This window comes from Bradyrhizobium tropiciagri (assembly GCF_018130505.1).
GTDB lineage: Bacteria > Pseudomonadota > Alphaproteobacteria > Rhizobiales > Xanthobacteraceae > Bradyrhizobium > Bradyrhizobium tropiciagri_B.
In genome coordinates this window covers 26,284-42,035 of the sequence record NZ_JAFCKH010000012.1, presented here as the reverse complement: position 1 = coordinate 42,035, position 15,752 = coordinate 26,284, and the positions used below count along the sequence as shown (strand labels likewise).

The 15,752-nt window shown below is 65.4% G+C and carries 17 protein-coding genes; 7 read left to right on the top strand and 10 right to left on the bottom strand.

The window, feature by feature from the left end; translation table 11 throughout:
• Positions 1-54 precede the first annotated feature (54 nt).
• Both JQ633_RS27720 and JQ633_RS27715 read right to left on the bottom strand, forming a co-directional pair.
• Entirely contained in the window at positions 55-429 is a 375-nt protein-coding gene (locus tag JQ633_RS27720; RefSeq protein WP_211988529.1) for a CsbD family protein, read from the bottom strand.
• Between the two features lie 136 nt (positions 430-565).
• A complete protein-coding gene (locus JQ633_RS27715; protein WP_211988287.1) occupies positions 566-1,300 on the bottom strand; it encodes an SDR family NAD(P)-dependent oxidoreductase in 735 nt (244 codons plus the stop codon).
• Between the two features lie 177 nt (positions 1,301-1,477).
• Here JQ633_RS27715 and JQ633_RS27710 point away from each other — a divergent pair, with 177 nt between their 5' ends.
• The 3 genes from JQ633_RS27710 (at position 1,478) to cax (ending at position 4,519) form a co-directional block, all read left to right on the top strand.
• Entirely contained in the window at positions 1,478-2,257 is a 780-nt protein-coding gene (locus JQ633_RS27710) for an SDR family NAD(P)-dependent oxidoreductase (RefSeq protein ID WP_211988286.1), read from the top strand.
• A 99-nt stretch (positions 2,258-2,356) separates the two neighbouring features.
• A complete protein-coding gene (locus tag JQ633_RS27705) occupies positions 2,357-3,244 on the top strand; it encodes a TauD/TfdA dioxygenase family protein (RefSeq protein ID WP_211988285.1) in 888 nt (295 codons plus the stop codon).
• A 174-nt stretch (positions 3,245-3,418) separates the two neighbouring features.
• Positions 3,419-4,519: a calcium/proton exchanger gene (gene cax, locus JQ633_RS27700; protein ID WP_211988284.1), complete on the top strand. Its 1,101-nt coding sequence runs from the start codon at positions 3,419-3,421 to the stop codon at positions 4,517-4,519.
• 179 nt (positions 4,520-4,698) lie between these two features.
• Here cax and JQ633_RS27695 read toward each other — a convergent pair whose 3' ends face one another.
• Positions 4,699-5,355, bottom strand: coding sequence for a YqgE/AlgH family protein (locus JQ633_RS27695; RefSeq protein ID WP_211988283.1), 657 nt, complete (start codon positions 5,353-5,355; stop codon positions 4,699-4,701).
• A 136-nt stretch (positions 5,356-5,491) separates the two neighbouring features.
• Here JQ633_RS27695 and JQ633_RS27690 point away from each other — a divergent pair, with 136 nt between their 5' ends.
• The 3 genes from JQ633_RS27690 (at position 5,492) to JQ633_RS27680 (ending at position 8,252) form a co-directional block, all read left to right on the top strand.
• On the top strand, positions 5,492-6,328 hold the full coding sequence (locus JQ633_RS27690) for a protein-disulfide reductase DsbD domain-containing protein (protein WP_211988282.1): 837 nt from the start codon (positions 5,492-5,494) through the stop codon (positions 6,326-6,328).
• A 233-nt stretch (positions 6,329-6,561) separates the two neighbouring features.
• A complete protein-coding gene (locus tag JQ633_RS27685; protein WP_249159712.1) occupies positions 6,562-7,944 on the top strand; it encodes a flippase in 1,383 nt (460 codons plus the stop codon).
• A gap of 32 nt (positions 7,945-7,976) precedes the next feature.
• Positions 7,977-8,252 carry a hypothetical protein gene (locus JQ633_RS27680; RefSeq protein ID WP_211988280.1) on the top strand — a complete coding sequence of 92 codons (276 nt, stop codon included), beginning with the start codon at positions 7,977-7,979 and terminating at the stop codon, positions 8,250-8,252.
• 86 nt (positions 8,253-8,338) lie between these two features.
• Here the strand turns inward: JQ633_RS27680 and JQ633_RS27675 are convergent, their stop codons facing one another.
• From JQ633_RS27675 to JQ633_RS27665, 3 genes are all read right to left on the bottom strand, one after another.
• Positions 8,339-9,127, bottom strand: coding sequence for a 3-hydroxybutyrate dehydrogenase (locus tag JQ633_RS27675; RefSeq protein WP_211988279.1), 789 nt, complete (start codon positions 9,125-9,127; stop codon positions 8,339-8,341).
• Positions 9,128-9,139: 12 nt separating this feature from the next.
• A complete protein-coding gene (locus JQ633_RS27670) occupies positions 9,140-10,309 on the bottom strand; it encodes a DUF3734 domain-containing protein (RefSeq protein WP_211988278.1) in 1,170 nt (389 codons plus the stop codon).
• A 104-nt stretch (positions 10,310-10,413) separates the two neighbouring features.
• Entirely contained in the window at positions 10,414-10,911 is a 498-nt protein-coding gene (locus JQ633_RS27665) for a CAP domain-containing protein (RefSeq protein ID WP_211988277.1), read from the bottom strand.
• Positions 10,912-11,131: 220 nt separating this feature from the next.
• Here JQ633_RS27665 and JQ633_RS27660 point away from each other — a divergent pair, with 220 nt between their 5' ends.
• Positions 11,132-11,602, top strand: a complete 471-nt coding sequence (locus JQ633_RS27660; protein ID WP_211988276.1) for a YybH family protein — start codon at positions 11,132-11,134, stop codon at positions 11,600-11,602.
• A gap of 111 nt (positions 11,603-11,713) precedes the next feature.
• On the opposite strand, the gene JQ633_RS27655 is transcribed toward JQ633_RS27660, so the two are convergent.
• From JQ633_RS27655 to JQ633_RS27640, 4 genes are all read right to left on the bottom strand, one after another.
• Complete coding sequence (locus JQ633_RS27655; protein WP_211988275.1) at positions 11,714-12,763, bottom strand: sulfate/molybdate ABC transporter ATP-binding protein; 1,050 nt, start codon at positions 12,761-12,763, stop codon at positions 11,714-11,716.
• Positions 12,753-13,715, bottom strand: a complete 963-nt coding sequence (gene cysW / locus JQ633_RS27650) for a sulfate ABC transporter permease subunit CysW (protein WP_433995699.1) — start codon at positions 13,713-13,715, stop codon at positions 12,753-12,755. The genes JQ633_RS27655 and cysW overlap by 11 nt, the downstream gene beginning before the upstream one ends.
• Positions 13,716-13,724: 9 nt before the next feature.
• A complete protein-coding gene (gene cysT / locus JQ633_RS27645) occupies positions 13,725-14,531 on the bottom strand; it encodes a sulfate ABC transporter permease subunit CysT (RefSeq protein ID WP_211988274.1) in 807 nt (268 codons plus the stop codon).
• A 64-nt stretch (positions 14,532-14,595) separates the two neighbouring features.
• Positions 14,596-15,585, bottom strand: a complete 990-nt coding sequence (locus tag JQ633_RS27640) for a sulfate ABC transporter substrate-binding protein (RefSeq protein WP_211988273.1) — start codon at positions 15,583-15,585, stop codon at positions 14,596-14,598.
• Between the last annotated feature and the right edge of the window lie 167 nt (positions 15,586-15,752).

Sequence of the window (15,752 nt, the reverse complement as noted above, 5' to 3'; positions counted from 1 at the left end):
CGCGCGTGAGGAAAGATGGATTGCTTCGCTCGCAATGACGATGCGGGATCAGCCTCAGCCGTAATAGCGCCAGCGCGGCGGCGGGCGGCGCGGCTGGCGGCTCATCAGCAGCGCCAGCGCAAAGCCGATGCCGCCGGCGATCAGGAGCGCGCCGAGCGGATTGTCCTGCACCGCCTGAGCCATCGCCTTCTGCCCGCTGCGGACGGTCTCGCCGCGATGCTCATAGGCGTCCTTGGCGTAGTTGGCAGCCGTGTCGGCCGCATCGCGTACGGTGTCCTTGGCCTGGCCGTAGAGATCCTGCACGGCGCCCGCCGCCTCGCGGACGCGACCCGCGGCCTGGGTGTCCTTGTCACCCATGGCATCGCCGACGGCACCTTCGGCCTTGCCCGCGAATTCCTTCGCCGTCCCGTAAATCCGATCCTTGTCCATCATGAAAGCTCCCTGCTTTTGCCACGGAGCTAACCTGCGAATCCCGCGCCGGTTCCTCAAAGCGCGGATGCGCTTTGGCCATTGTCATGAGCATGATCTGTCCGGAAAACCGCGTCACACTTTTCCGGATCATGCTCTAGAGGATCAGCCCGCCGTCGACGATCAGGGTCTGGCCGACGATATAGGAGGCGAGCGGCGAAGCCAGGAACAGCGCGGCGCCGGCCATGTCGGCGGGCGTGCCGAGCCGCTTCAACGGAATGCGCTCGAGTGCGCCCTCGAGCCGCTTCGGATTCGCCGTCGTCACCTTGGTCATCTTGGTATCGACGAGGCCGGGCGCGATGCCGTTGACGCGGATGCCGTCCTCGGCCCAGGCCTCGCCGAGCGTGCGCGTCAGGCCCATCGCACCGGTCTTCGAGGCGTTGTAGGCCGGATTGCCCATGGTGGAATGGAAGGCCGCCGTCGAGCTCACGATGATCAACGAGCCTTTGCTGGCACTGAGCAGATCGTGGAATTTGGTGGCACAGGCCATCAGGCTCATCAGATTGACCTCGAGCACCTTGCGGAAGCCTTCCATCTCGAATTCCCCGCGGCGGTAAATCACCGCGCCCTGCGCCAGCACCAGCACGTCGAGCCGGTCGAACGACGGCTTGAACGCCTCGATCGCCTGCGGATTGCCGACATCGAGCTGCGCGTAAGCGAGTCCCGAAAGATCGGAGCCGTCCTCGGCGGAATAGTCACCGGCCTGCGCGCGGGTGCCGCACACGGCAACGCGCGCGCCCTTGGCGCGGAACGCCTGCGCGATGCCGTTACCGATCCCGCTTGAGCCGCCGACCACCAACATCTGCTTGCCGCTGAAATCGAGCTCGTTCATCGCGCGTTCCTCTCTGGTGTTTTCTCGATTGAGCATGATCCTTTGCGAAAAGCCAACGGCGGACTTGCGTTGACGCGCTGCGTGCGTCCCGCAAACCGACCATCCGTTTGACGCGCCTGCCGATCGATGCCAGCGTCGGCGGACTCACAACACGAAGAAAATCAGCGGGGATTCGCCATGTCCGACTACAAGCAGCTCAGCCGTTCGGTGAAGGGCCTCACCGTGCTCGTCACCGGCGCCGCCAGCGGCATGGGCCGCGCCACCGCACGCGTGTTCGCCGATGAAGGCGCCAATGTCGCGGTCACCGACCTGAACAGCGAGGCGACGCAGGCGGTAGCGAACGAGATCACCGCCGCGGGCGGCTCGGCCAAGGCCTGGGTGCTCGACGTCGCCGATCGCGACGCGATCACAAAGGTCGTCAACGACGTCGCCGCGCATTTCGGCGGCCTCGACATCATCGTCAACAATGCCGGCATCTCGGTGCGCGTGCCGATCGACGACCCCGCCTATGAGGACGCCTGGGCCAAGGGTATCGCGGTGATGCTGACGGCGCATCCGCGCATCATCCGCGCGGCGTTGCCGCATTTACGCAAGTCGCGCTCGCCGCGCATCGTCAACATCGCCTCGACCGAGGCGCTGGGCGCGACCGCGCTGCACAGCCCCTATTCCGCCGCCAAGGGCGGCGTCACCAGCCTGACCCGCTCGCTCGCCGTGGAGCTCGGACGCGAAGGCATCACGGTGAACTGCATCTGCCCGGGTCCGATCCGCACCGCCATCACCGACCGCATCTCCGAGGAGCACAAGACGATCTACGCCAAGCGTCGCACCGCGCTCGGCCGCTACGGCGATCCGGAAGAGGTCGCGCACATGACGCTCAGCCTGTGCCTGCCCGCCGCATCCTTCCTGACCGGCGCCGTGATCCAGGTCGATGGCGGGTTGATGGCGCGGAATGCCTGACCCGCGCGCGGCCGCGAAGCGTTGACAGGCGGCGCGTCGGGAGTAGCCTTCCCGTCAAACGAAGCGGGAAACCGCCCGCAAAGCACGGGAGAATACGCCATGACGGTCCTGATCCGGCAGCTTCACAAGCACTTCGTCGGCGAGGTCACCGGCGTCGATGTGCGCAAGCCGCTGACGAAGCAGGAAGCAGCCGACATCGAGGCTGGCATGGACAAATATGCCGTGCTGGTATTCCACGGCCAGGACATCACCGACGACCAGCAGATGGCATTCGCGCTGAACTTCGGCGAGCGCGAGGAATCCCGCGGCGGCACCGTGGCGAAGAAGGAAGACTATCGCCTCTCCGCCGGACTGAACGATGTCTCCAACCTCGGCAAGGACGGCAAACCGCTGCCAAAGGATCACCGCACCCATCTGTTCAACCTCGGCAACAGCCTGTGGCACTCCGACAGTTCGTTCCGGCCGATCCCGGCCAAGTTCTCGCTGCTGTCGGCGCGGGTGGTGAACCCGAAGGGCGGCAACACGGAGTTTGCCGACATGCGCGCGGCCTATGACGCGCTCGACGGCGACACCAAGGCCGAGATCGGCGACATGATCTGCGAGCACTCGCTGATGTATTCGCGCGGCTCGCTCGGCTTCCTCGATTACACCGACGAGGAGAAGCAGATGTTCAAGCCGGTGCTGCAGCGCCTGGTGCGCACGCATCCGGTGCACGGCCGCAAGTCGCTGTATCTGTCCTCGCATGCCGGTGCGATCAGGGGCATGAGCATGCCGGAAGGGCGGCTACTGCTGCGCGACCTCAACGAGCACGCAACCCGGCCCGAGTTCGTCTACGTGCACAAATGGACGGTGCACGACCTCGTGATGTGGGACAACCGCCAGACCATGCACCGCGTCCGCCGCTACGACCAGTCGCAGCCCCGCGACATGCGCCGCGCCACGGTGGCCGGCACCCAGCCGACGGTGGCGCAGGAGGCGGCGGAGTAGCCTTCAGGATTGGCGCAAGGCCGGCGCGGCCAACTCTTCCACAAGGGGAGAGGCGGACCGGCGGGCGCGGCCGCAGCGCTTCGTGCTCGGGCTGCGCGTTGAGGTAGATCAATGCCCGCCCTGCGGGTCCGCCAAATCCTGCCATCGGCGCAGCGATGGAAAGGGCGGGCTCACATGCAGCTTCTGGTCAAGGAAATCCGGGACAACCCCTTGCTGTGGATGCTGGTGTTCGTCCCCATCGTGCTGGCGGCCGAGGCCGCCGTCCCGCACTCCCACACCCTGCTGTTCGTGCTGGCGGTGCTCGCTATCGTGCCGCTGGCGGCCCTGCTCAGCCATGCCACCGAGGCGGTTGCCGCCAAGACCGGTGACGCGGTCGGCGGACTGCTCAACGCGACGCTGGGCAACCTGACCGAGCTGATCATCGCCATCACCGCGCTGCGCGCCGGCCAGTACATGCTGGTGAAGGCCTCGATCGCCGGCGCGATCGTCACCAACGCGATGTTCATGCTGGGCGCCTGCCTGTTGCTCGGCGGCCTGCGTTACCACGTGCAGGAGTATAACCGTGCCGGCGCGCGGCTCTCCTCCGGCCTGCTGCTGATGGCGGCCGTGGCGCTGCTCGCGCCGTCGGCGGTCGCTGACCTCGAGCACCTGTCACAGGATCCGGGCGTCCTCCACAAGCTCAGCGTCGGCATCTCCGTGCTGCTGATCGCCGTCTACGCGCTCGGCCTGTTGTTCTCGCTCAAGACCCACAAGGAACTGTTCACCAGCGCCGGGAATGGCGGCCACGACGAAGCACACTGGCCGATCGGGCTGGCGGTCGGCACGCTGCTGGTCGTCACCGTGCTGGTCGCGCTGGTCAGCGAGATCTTCGTGGAATCCGTGCAGAAGGCGGCCGAGACGTTCGGGATGAGCCCGGCCTTCGTCGGCTTCATCATCGTCTCGCTGGTCGGCGCCGCCGCCGAATTCGCGGTGGCGTTTGCCGCGGCGCGCAAGGACCGGCTCGACATGAGCGTCAGCATCGCGCTCGGCAGTGCCTCGCAGATCGCGCTGTTCGTGGCGCCCGCGCTGGTGCTGCTCAGCTATCTCGTGGGACCGACGCCGATGGACCTGCAATTCTGGCCGGGCGCCGTCACCATGGTGATGATTTCGACGGTGACGGCGAGCTTCATCGCCGGCAGCGGCCGCTCGGCATGGTTCGTCGGCGCGCTGCTGATCTTCATCTACGCGGTGTTTGCGCTGACGCTGTATGTCGTGCCGCCGGCGGGCGAGGGATGACGCATTCCGTGCCCTGCAACGCGGTGTCATCACCCGGCTTGACCGGGTGATCCAGTATTCCAGAGGCAGCAGTGATTGAGCCGAAAGGCCGCGGCGTACTGGATCGCCCGGTCAAGCCGCGCGATGACAGCGGTGGATGGGGACAGGGACGACAGCGCGGTTGAGGCAGCGTTGCGACGTTACGCGTGGCCGGCGTCGTTGGAGAGCATGCCCGCCTCGATGCCGATCTTGCGGAGCGCGCGGGCGTATTTCTCGTCGACGTCGGCGCCGAAGATCAGCTCCGAATCGGCATCGCAATGCAGCCAGCCATTGTGCTGGATCTCGGTCTCGAGCTGGCCCGGCCCCCAGCCGGCATAGCCGAGCGCGAGGATCGCATGCTTGGGCCCCGAGCCCTTGGCGATCGCCTTGAGGATGTCGACGGTCGCGGTCAGCGAAATACCGTCGTCGATGTTCAGCGTCGCATCCTGAATGTAGAAGTCGCTCGAATGCAGCACGAAGCCGCGGCCGGTGTCGACCGGTCCGCCCTTCATCACCTTCATCATCTCGGCATTTTCGGGCAGGTGGATCTGGTCGGCCTTCTGGATGATGTCGAGCTGCACCAAGAGGCCGGGGAAGTCGATGCTGCCGGCCGGGCGATTGACGATGATGCCCATCGCGCCTTCGGAGGAATGCGCGCACATGTAGATCACGGAACGCTCGAAGCGCGGATCGCTCATGACGGGCATCGCGATCAGCAACTGGCCATCGAGATAGCCATCTTCGGCGTTGTGGCCGATGCCGGCGCTGCGGCCGGCGACCGGCTTGCGCGTCTTGCCTGTTCTGCCTTCAGGGCTCATCCGCAAAGGCCTTTCCTGCTGCCTTGGCATCCTGATATTGGGTGGCCCTCCTGTCAATCAAGCATCGTGCGCAGTGCGGCGATGCATCACAAGCAATTCAATGGTTTGCAACGAAAGTTGCAGGTAAACACGTCTCATGACCGTCACAGTTCCCATGCGGGCCGCGCTCCGCGTCGCCGCCGCCTTGTCCGTCGCATGTATGGCCGTGCAGGCGCATGCCGACGACGCCTCGCCGTGGCAGCAGGATAAGCATTCCGCGGTCAGGCTGATCGCGGGATCGCGCAGCGGCGCGGTGCTGCTCGGCGGCATCGCGTTTCAATTGCAGGACGGCTGGAAGACCTACTGGCGGACGCCGGGCGATTCCGGCGTGCCGCCGCGGTTCGACTTCTCGAAGTCCGACAATGTCGAAGCCGTCACCGTGATGTGGCCGGCGCCGCGGCAATTCGACGACGGCGCCGGCGGCACCTCGCTCGGCTACAAAAAGCATGTCGTGCTGCCGCTGCGCATCGTCGCCAAGAATCCGGACAAGCCGCTGGTGCTGCGCGCCGAGATCAACTACGCGGTGTGCGAGAAGCTGTGCGTGCCGGTGGAGGCGAGCGCCGAGCTCGCCTTCGCGAGCGTTGCCTCGACCGAGGATGCCACGCTGTCGGAGGCGCTCAACGCGGTGCCCAAGCCGGCCAATATCGGCGATCCCACCCCGTTCACGATCCGCGACGTCAAGCGCGACGGCAACATCGTCGTGGTCGACGTGTCCGCGCCCGAGACCAAGGACCTCAGCCTGTTCGTCGAGGGCCCGACCCCCGACTGGGCGCTGCCGGTGCCGAAGCTCGCCGCACAGTCGCCGCCCGGCGTGAAGCGCTTCAGCTTCGAGCTCGACGGGCTGCCGCCCGGCGCCAAGGCCGACGGCGCCGCGCTGAAGCTGACGCTGGTCGGCGGCGACAAGGCCTACGAGTTCAACGTCAGCTTGAATTAGCGCTGGCACGCTCTTCAACGTCGTCCCGGCGAAGGCCGGGACCCATACTCCGCGGCGGTTGTTTGAAGCAGGCTGGGGGTTACAACTCGCGCGCCAACTGGTCCCTGTGGTTATGGGTCCCGGCTTTCGCCAGGACGACGGAACCTCGGCGCCCAACGTAATCTTAACGTTTCGTTGATAGGTCGGGCCATTGCCGCCTCGCGGCGCTTCAGGAATTTTCCTTCGTGGCCGTGATGGAAAGCCGAACCGCAACCTCTGAGCCGCAAGGCCCGGTCACGCGACTGCGCGGCCTCATGGCGCGCATGGTCGGCGGCAGCCACGAGGCCTCGGTCACCAATCGGCTCGCCGGCACCATCTTCATCATCCGCGTCATCAGCGCCGCGATCGCCTATCTCGCGCAGATCCTGCTGGCGCGCTGGATGAGCGGCTCGGACTACGGCATCTATGTCTATGTCTGGACCTGGGTGCTGCTGCTCGGCAGCACGATGGATTTCGGCATCGCGCCCTCCGCGCAGAAGATCATTCCGGAATATCGCGCCAGCGGCGATATCGCCGCGCTGCGCGGCTTCCTCTCCGGCAGCCGCTGGATGACGCTGGCGACCTCGAGCGCGGTGGCGCTGCTGCTCGCGGGCCTGATCCACCTCGCCTCGCCGTGGATCGATCCCCATGCGGTGGTGCCGCTCTATATCGGCTGTCTGACGCTGCCGCCCTTCGTCCTCGCCAACACGCAGGACGGCATCTCGCGCGCGCACGACTGGATGCAGCTCGGCCTGATGCCGCAATTCATCGTGCGGCAGGGCCTGATCATCGCGCTCACCGCCGGCGCGCTGGCGCTCGGCCTCAATCTCGGCGCCACGGTCGCGATGCTCGCGAGCGCCGCGGCGGTCTACATCGCGGCGATCGGCCAGATGATCGTGCTGAACCGCCGCCTCGCCGCCCATGTCGGGCGCGGCGAGAAGAGCTACGACGTCAAGGGCTGGTTCGCAGTCTCGCTGCCGATCATGCTGGTCGAGAGCTTCTATCTGCTGCTCGGCTATACCGACGTGCTGATGCTGCAGCAATTCCGCTCGTCGGAAGAGGTCGGCATCTACTTCGCCGTGGTGAAGACGCTGGCGCTGGTCTCCTTCATCCACTACGCGATGGCGGCGACGACGGCGCATCGCTTCGCCGAATTCCACGCGCTCGGCGACAAGGAGCGGCTGTCGGCCTACGTCACCCACGCGATCAGCTGGACGTTCTGGCCGTCGCTGTTCGCCACCGTCGCGCTGCTGGCGTTCGGCAAGCCGCTGCTGTGGCTGTTCGGGCCGAAATTCGTCGACGGCTACGAGATCATGTTCGTCTCCGCGATCGGGCTCGTGGTGCGCTCGGCGATCGGCCCGGTCGAGCGCCTGCTCAACATGCTCGGCCACCAGAACATCTGCGCGACGGCCTATGCGGTTTCGTTCCTGATGAATGTCGGTCTCTGCATCGCGCTGGTGCCGCGCTACGGCGGCATGGGCGCCGCGGCCTCGACCTCGCTGTCGCTGACCTTCGAGACGATCCTGTTGTTCTACGTCGTCCGCTCGCGGCTCGGGCTGCACGTGCTGGCGTTCGGGAAGGCGCGCGCGGCGGCGTAGCATTCCTCCGGACGCGGGATATAATCGGCGCCATGACCGCCGCCGACCTCAAGGACCTGCTTGAACGCGCGCAATCCTGGCCGAAAGCGGCGCAGGACGAATTGCTGTCGATGGCAAGGAAGATCGAAGACGAGCTGCGGCTTAACCGGCACGTCGCCTCCACTGATGAATTGCAGATCACCGAGGCCGCAATCGCGTCGATCGACGTTGCCCCCGACCCCGGCCGCGGCAAGGATCACATGGACATCGAAGAGAGCATGAAGCGGCTGGTGGCTGCGAATGCAAAATCCGCGGGCCGATCGGACTGAGCCTGTCAGACATGTAGAAACCAAAAGCCGGCCCTGATCCAATCAGGGCCGGCTCTTGCGTGTGGCCGTCAAGCCGGCGGCGCGGATTACTCCGCGGTCCAGCCGCCGTCGATCGAGTAGTTGGAGCCGGTGATCTGCGCGGCGTCATCGCTGCACAGGAACAGCGCGAGGGCGGCGACCTGGTCGGAGGTGACGAACTCCTTGGTCGGCTGCGCGGCGAGCAGCACGTCCTTGATGACCTGCTCCTTGGTCAGGTTGCGCGCCTTCATGGTCTCCGGAATCTGGTGCTCGACCAGCGGGGTCCAGACGTAACCCGGGCTGATGCAATTGACGGTGATCTTGTGCTGCGCCAGTTCGAGCGCGGCGGTCTTGGTCAGGCCGGCGATGCCGTGCTTGGCCGAGACATAGGCCGACTTGAACGGCGAGGCGACCAGCGAGTGCGCCGAGGCGGTGTTGATGATGCGACCCCAGCCGCGCTTCTTCATCCCGGGGATGGCGGCGCGGATGCCGTAGAACGCCGACGACAGGTTGATCGCGATGATGGCTTCCCACTTCTCGATCGGAAACTCCTCGATCGGCGCGACGAACTGGATGCCGGCATTGTTGACCAGGATATCGACCGAGCCGAAGGTCTTCTCGCCGAGCGCGATCATCTCGGCAATTTCGGCGCCCTTGCTCATGTCAGCCGAGGAGTAGATCGCCTTGACCTTGAAGTCGGTCTCGATGCCGGAGCGCTCCTTCTCGATATCGGCCGGGGCGCCAAAGCCGTTGATGACGATGTTGGCGCCGGCGCCGGCGAAGTGGCGCGCAATCGCCAGTCCGATGCCGCTGGTCGAGCCGGTCACAACGGCGGTCTTGCCTGTCAGCGTACCCATTCTTCTTCGCTCCTATTTGCTTTCCGGGGGCTTGGATAAGTCCCCCGTGAGGTCGTAAGTCACCATGGTTTCCCCGGACTGCGGCCGTTCTAGCCATTCTTTGTGACGCATCGACAAATGCACGTCGCGCACGCCGGCGCCCCAGTGCTCGACCATCGCAACATGGGAGAAGTCGTAGTCCTTGGAATTGGTCTCGTAGTTCTTGCTCCTGTAGATCAGGTGCACCACCGTGACGGTGTTTTCCTTGGAAGCCTTGCGCAGCAGCTCGACCGACGGGTCGTTCTTCAGATAGTCCGGCAGCTTGCTGATCAGGTCGCGCACGGCCATGCGGGCGTTGTGGATCTGCTTGTTCTTGTCGGTGTTCATCCGCGTCCTGGAGGAATAGCGGATGTCCTTTTCGCGCTCGGCCGCCTCCAGCAAGGTCCGCGGCAGTTCGCCCCGCGCGCTGAACAGGTCGACCTGGAAGATCAGGAGGTCGCGCGTCGTCTCCTCGTCGAGCACGAAGTCGAGCGGGGTGTTGGAGGAAATGCCGCCGTCCCAATAGTGCTCGCCGTCGATCACGACGGACGGGAAGCCGGGCGGCAGCGCGCCGGAGGCCATGATGTGCTCCGGGCCGATCTTCTTGCCGCGCTTCTTGAACTCGTAATTGTCGAAGTAGCGGAAATTGCCCGAGGTGACGCCGACCGCACCGACCGACAGGCGGGTCTTCAGGTCGTTGATGCGATCAAAGTCGACGAGGCGCTCCAGCGTCTTCTTCAGCGGCGCGGTGTCGTAATAGCTCAGCGAAGGGGAGCTGCCCGGCGGCCAGAACGGCGCCGGCGGAATCCGCGGGGCGAAGAAGCCGGGCACGCCGAAGGTCGCGATCAGCGCGGCGCTGGTCTCGTTGAACAGCGAGCGCGCCTGCTCGCCCTTTGCGACCGGATTCCAGGACACCGGTGAGGACACCATCTCCCAGAATTCCTTCAGCCGCGGCACGCGTTTGTCCGGCTCGTTGCCGGCGATGATCGCGGCGTTGATGGCGCCGATCGAGATGCCGGCGATCCATTCCGGCTCGAAGCCGGCATGGCAGAGCGCCTGGAAGGCGCCAGCCTGATAGGAGCCGAGCGCGCCGCCGCCCTGGAGAACCAGCACGCGGTGCGCTTGCGCAGGCGCCGTGTCCGGCGCGGGATCCGAAGTGTTCATTCGAAGCCGTTCGGTCAGGAATGCGTTGCAGCGCAGCGTGGCCGCAGTTGGCCGCGCCGTCAATCTGCGAGATCGTGGGTCAGATCACGCGGAATTTATCGAAATCAGGTTGCCGCCAAAATCAGCGTCCAGAACACCTTGTACTTGGTGTTTGGAGCATAGACAGCGGCGATGCCCATTTTTGTGACACCGCTCTTGAGCATGTTGGCCTTGTGCGGCGGGGAATCGCGCCAGCCGGAAAACGCTTCCGCCAGGGTGTGGTAGCCGGCTGAGATGTTCTCGACCGCCACCGTCGCCGGATAGCCCCCGGCCTGCAGCCGCTTGCCGAGCGGGGCCTTGACGTCATGGTCCATCTTGTTCCGGGCGGCCATCGCCTGCGACTGCTGCTCGGCGAGCTTGGTCAGGTCCGGATCCACCACGACGGTGCCGAGACCGTTGTTCTGGCGATACTGCGAGAACATGACCGCCGCCGCCTGGCTATCGAGGACGGCGCCGGGCTGGGCCATGTTGAGATACATGGCCGGCTCTTCCGGGATTTTGACCTCTGCCGCGCAGCCGGCAAGCACCAGCAGCCCGAGCAGGGCAGCGATCGTCCGTTTCACGTGAGAAAACCCCCAAGATTGGCCTGCCGTTGTTGCATACCAACCGTGGCTGAATGGTGAACGGGGGCTGACTTTCAGCCGCCAAATGCCGTCATTCCGGAGCGATGCGCGGTCGCCGAAGCCGATCGATGCAGGCCGCCGGTTTCAGGCCCATCGCGTTGACACCGTTGTGGGTTTCTGGCTCCGTCGGTTCCGCAATGCCGTCGGTTTGAGGACGATCATGAGCCTGGAAGCAGCCCTGCCGATCGCCGATCCGGCGACGACAAAATCGATCTTCGATTGGCTCGAACGGTTTTCCACCTGCGTCAGGGCGGTGGACTATGCGGCGGCCCGTCCGTTCTGGCACACCGACATCATCTCCTTCGGCACCTACCAGGAGCTGATCCACGGCCGCGCGCGCTGGACCGAGATGCAATGGGACAATGTCTGGCCGCGCACGGCGGATTTCGCCTTCGACCTCGACAACACGGTGGTGCTGGCAAGCGCCGACGGCAACATGGCAACGGTGATCACGCCGTGGACGAGCACCGGCTTCCACGTCGATGGCGACCGCTTCGACCGGCCGGGGCGTGCGACGATCATTCTCGCGCGTCAGGCCGACGGGCGCTGGCTCGGCATTCACTCCCACATGTCGCTGCGGCGCGGCGTGCCGCAGGACAGCCACGGCAAACGGCCGGTCAAGGCCCGCTAGTAGCGGCGGGCCGGTTCGTAGCCCGGATGCAGCGAAGCGTAATCCGGGGTTCTAACCCCGCGGCAGGAGCGGCCCCGGATTTCGCTTCGCTCCATCCGGGCTACGGGTGCCCTAATCCTGCGCGGCGAAGATCCGGTAGCGGCGGGGTTGCAGGGAGACGATTTCGCCGGCCTGCAGCTCGCGGTCGCGGGGAGCGTCGATTTCGATCACGGTCTTGCCCTCGCCGCCCGACAGCGCGACCTCGGCGCGCTGGATCGGGCCGAACGAGCGGACATGGCGAATCGCGCCTTCCAGGGTGCCGCTGCCGGCCGGGCCGATCGCCATGTCATGGCGGCGGACGAACAGCTTCGCGGCGCCCGATGCCGCACCCAGCGCCGGGATGTTGAGGGAACGGCCGTCGAGCCGCACCGCGTCGCCGGCGACATCGACCGGCAGCACGATGGATTCGCCGATGAAGCCGTGCACGAAGGCGGTCGCCGGGTTGTCATAGACCTCGCCGGGCGAGCCGATCTGCTCGATCTTGCCCTTGTCCATCACCACGACGCGGTTGGCGACCTCGAGCGCCTCCTCCTGGTCGTGGGTGACGAAGATCGAGGTGACGTGGATCTCGTTGTGCAGCGAGCGCAGCCATTGCCGCAGCTCCTTGCGGACCTTGGCATCGAGCGCGCCGAACGGCTCGTCGAGCAGCAGGATGCGCGGCTCGATCGCGAGCGCGCGTGCCAAGGCGATGCGCTGGCGCTGGCCGCCGGACAATTGGCTCGGAAAGCGATTGGCGAGCCAGTCGAGCTGCACCAGGTCGAGCAATTCCTTGACGCGGGCGCGGATCGTCGCCTCGTCCTTGCGGATCGCGCGCGGCTGCACGCGGAGGCCAAAGGCGACGTTCTCGAACACCGTCATGTGCCGGAACAGCGCGTAGTGCTGGAACACGAAGCCGACCTGGCGCTCGCTTGCGCCGCGCGAGAGCGCATTCTCGCCGTCGATCGCGACCTCGCCTGAATCAGGCCAGTCGAGCCCGGCGATGATCCGCAGCAGCGTGGTCTTGCCGGAGCCGGACGGACCGAGCAGCGCCAGCAGCTCGCCGTCGGCGACCTTGAGATCGACATTGTCGAGCGCGGCAAAGCTGCCGAACGTCTTTACGATGTTCTTGACTTCAATCGCCATCGCTCACCTCTGCCTCATCCAGCCGCCGCTCCAGAATGGTCTTCACCACCAGCGTGATCAGCGCCAGCATCGCCAGCAGCGATGCGATCGCGAACGAGGCGACGAACTGGTATTCGTTGTAGAGAATCTCGACCAGCAGCGGCATCGTGTTGGTCTCGCCGCGGATGTGGCCCGACACCACCGACACCGCGCCGAACTCACCCATCGCGCGCGCGTTGCAGAGCAGCACGCCGTAGAGCAGGCCCCATTTGATGTTGGGCAGCGTGACGCGGAAGAAGGTCTGCAGGCCCGACGCGCCGAGCGAGATCGCCGCCTCCTCCTCCTGGGTGCCCTGCTCCTGCATCAGCGGGATCAGCGCGCGCGCCACGAAGGGGAAGGTGACGAAGATCGTCGCCAGCGCGATGCCGGGCACCGCGAACAGGATGTGCACGTTGTGCGCCTGCAGCCATGTCCCGAAGAAGCCCTGGGCGCCGAACAGCAGCACGAAGACGAGGCCCGAGATCACCGGCGACACCGAGAACGGCAGGTCGATCAGCGTGATCAGGAAGGTCTTGCCGGTGAACTCGAATTTCGAGATCGCCCAGGCCGCGATCACGCCGAACACGAGGTTGAGGGTGACCGAGATCGCGGCGATGAGCAGCGTCAGCTTGATCGCGGCCATCGCCTCGGGCTCGGCCAGCGCAGCGAAATAGGCCATGATGCCCTTCGAGAAGGCGGAGGCGAACACCACGACCAGCGGCAGCACGACGAACACGCTGAGGAAGATGATCGCCAGCGCGATGATGATGAAGCGGATCGGCCCCGGCTCGGTGCGCAGATTGCGCGGCGCCGTGACCGGCTGGGCGCGCGCCACCTCGAGCAGCGGCGCAGGAGCTGCGACGCTGACGTCGGTCGTGGGCGCGTAGGCCCGCAACTGCGACGTGGAAGAGACCAATCCCGATTGCATCGACATCTCAAGGCCTCAATGCGCGGGAATGCGGGTTTGCGCCCAGCGCTGCAGGCGATTGATCAGGAAGATGATCAGGAACGAGGCCAGCAGCATCACCACCGCGATCGCGGTGGCGTCGGCGTAACGGAATTCGGACAGCCGGATCACGATCAGCAGCGGCGCGATCTCGGAGATGTTGGGCAGGTTGCCGGCGATGAAGATCACCGAGCCGTACTCGCCGATAGCGCGGGCGAAGGCCAATGCGAAGCCGGTAAGCAACGCCGGGATCAGGCTCGGCAGGATCACCCGGAACACGGTGTGCCAGCGGTTGGCCCCGAGGCTCGCCGCCGCCTCCTCGATCTCGGGGTCGAGATCGATCAGCACCGGCTGCACCGTGCGCACGACAAAGGGAATTCCGATGAAGACCATCGCGATGAAGATGCCGATCGGCGTGAACGCGACCTTGATGCCGAGTTCGGCGAGCGGCGCGCCGAGCCAGCCCTTCTGCGCAAAGAGCTGCGTCAGCGCCACGCCGGCAACCGCAGTCGGCAGCGCGAAGGGGATGTCGACGATGGCGTCGAACAGCCGGCGGCCAGGAAAGCGGTAGCGCACCAGCGCCCAGACGATGATGGTGCCCATCACCAGATTGACGCAGGCCGCCGCGAACGACAGCCCGAACGAAATCTTCAGCGCATTCAAGGTGCGGCGGCTGGTGATGATGCCCCAGAACTGCTCGAAGCTGAGCTCGAACGTCTTCAGGAACAGGCCGGCCAGCGGAATCAGGATAATGACGGAGAGCCATGTCAGGGTCAGTCCCATGGTGAGACCGAACCCCGGCAAGGTACTGCGCCGTGCAACCGCTGTGCTCACAAATCCCCCTATTGGCCCTGGACGCCGCCTCCGGTCAGTTCTTGTAGATCTGATCGAAGATGCCGCCCTCGGCGAAGTGCTCCTTCTGCGCCTTGGTCCAACCACCAAAAACGTCGTCGATGGTGAAAAGTTCGACCTTGGCAAAAGATTTTTCGTACTCCCTGGCGATCTCAGGGTCGCGCGGCCGGTAGGAGTTGCGCGCGGCGATCTCCTGGCCTTCCCTGGTGTACCAGTATTTCAGATAGGCCTCTGCGACCGCGCGGGTGCCCTTCTTGTCGGCAACGGCATCGACCACGGCGACCGGCGGCTCGGCCAGGATCGACTGCGGCGGGGCCACGATCTCGAACTTGTCCTTGCCGAATTCGCGTTGCGCCAGAAAGGCTTCGTTCTCCCACGCCAGCAGCACGTCGCCGACGCCGCGCTCGACGAAGGTGACGGTGGAGCCGCGCGCACCAGTGTCGAGCACCGGCACGTTCTGATAGAGGTCGGCGACGAACTTCTTCGCCTTGTCGGCAGAACCATACTTCTTCAGGGCATAGCCCCAGGCAGCAAGATAATTCCAGCGCGCGCCGCCCGACGTCTTCGGGTTCGGCGTGATGACGCTGACGCCGGACTTGATCAGGTCGTCCCAGTCCTTGATGCCCTTGGGGTTGCCCTTGCGCACCAGGAACACGATGGTCGAGGTGTAGGGCGAGGCGTTGAGCGGCAGCCGCTTCTGCCAGTCGGTGGCGACCAGGCCCTTGCCGGCGACCGCGTCGATGTCATAGGCGAGCGCCAGCGTGACGACATCGGCCTGCAGCCCGTCGATCACCGCGCGGGCCTGCGAGCCGGAGCCGCCATGCGACTGCTTGATCTCGACGCTCTTGCCGGTTTCCTTCTGATAGGCCGCGGCAAACGCCTTGTTGAAATCGACATAGAGCTCGCGAGTCGGATCGTAGGACACGTTGAGCAGCGACACGTCGGCGGCGAAGGCCGAGCTCGCCCACAACAGCCCCGCGACCAGTGGCAGGATACGACGGATCATTTCGGTCTCCAGTCAACCTGAGAATGTCAGGGAACACGCCTGACATAACTCGCGGCGAAGTGGCTGTAAGTCAACGAAACCGATTTTCTTTGTTTGCGGCGGCGCAGCGCGCTTGTGCTACCGGAACGTTCCGCTGCGAATGCTTTGTCGTGCTGCTCTTTATTCGA

Excerpts from the sequence above, each read along its gene's own strand:
- JQ633_RS27720 (WP_211988529.1), bottom strand. The coding sequence starts at position 429 with ATGGACAAGGATCGGATTTACGGGACGGCGAAGGAATTCGCGGGCAAG.
- JQ633_RS27715 (WP_211988287.1), bottom strand. The coding sequence starts at position 1,300 with ATGAACGAGCTCGATTTCAGCGGCAAGCAGATGTTGGTGGTCGGCGGC.
- JQ633_RS27710 (WP_211988286.1), top strand. The coding sequence starts at position 1,478 with ATGTCCGACTACAAGCAGCTCAGCCGTTCGGTGAAGGGCCTCACCGTG.
- JQ633_RS27705 (WP_211988285.1), top strand. The coding sequence starts at position 2,357 with ATGACGGTCCTGATCCGGCAGCTTCACAAGCACTTCGTCGGCGAGGTC.
- cax (WP_211988284.1), top strand. The coding sequence starts at position 3,419 with ATGCAGCTTCTGGTCAAGGAAATCCGGGACAACCCCTTGCTGTGGATG.
- JQ633_RS27695 (WP_211988283.1), bottom strand. The coding sequence starts at position 5,355 with ATGAGCCCTGAAGGCAGAACAGGCAAGACGCGCAAGCCGGTCGCCGGC.
- JQ633_RS27690 (WP_211988282.1), top strand. The coding sequence starts at position 5,492 with ATGACCGTCACAGTTCCCATGCGGGCCGCGCTCCGCGTCGCCGCCGCC.
- JQ633_RS27685 (WP_249159712.1), top strand. The coding sequence starts at position 6,562 with ATGGAAAGCCGAACCGCAACCTCTGAGCCGCAAGGCCCGGTCACGCGA.
- JQ633_RS27680 (WP_211988280.1), top strand. The coding sequence starts at position 7,977 with ATGACCGCCGCCGACCTCAAGGACCTGCTTGAACGCGCGCAATCCTGG.
- JQ633_RS27675 (WP_211988279.1), bottom strand. The coding sequence starts at position 9,127 with ATGGGTACGCTGACAGGCAAGACCGCCGTTGTGACCGGCTCGACCAGC.
- JQ633_RS27670 (WP_211988278.1), bottom strand. The coding sequence starts at position 10,309 with ATGAACACTTCGGATCCCGCGCCGGACACGGCGCCTGCGCAAGCGCAC.
- JQ633_RS27660 (WP_211988276.1), top strand. The coding sequence starts at position 11,132 with ATGAGCCTGGAAGCAGCCCTGCCGATCGCCGATCCGGCGACGACAAAA.
- JQ633_RS27655 (WP_211988275.1), bottom strand. The coding sequence starts at position 12,763 with ATGGCGATTGAAGTCAAGAACATCGTAAAGACGTTCGGCAGCTTTGCC.
- cysW (WP_433995699.1), bottom strand. The coding sequence starts at position 13,715 with ATGTCGATGCAATCGGGATTGGTCTCTTCCACGTCGCAGTTGCGGGCC.
- JQ633_RS27640 (WP_211988273.1), bottom strand. The coding sequence starts at position 15,585 with ATGATCCGTCGTATCCTGCCACTGGTCGCGGGGCTGTTGTGGGCGAGC.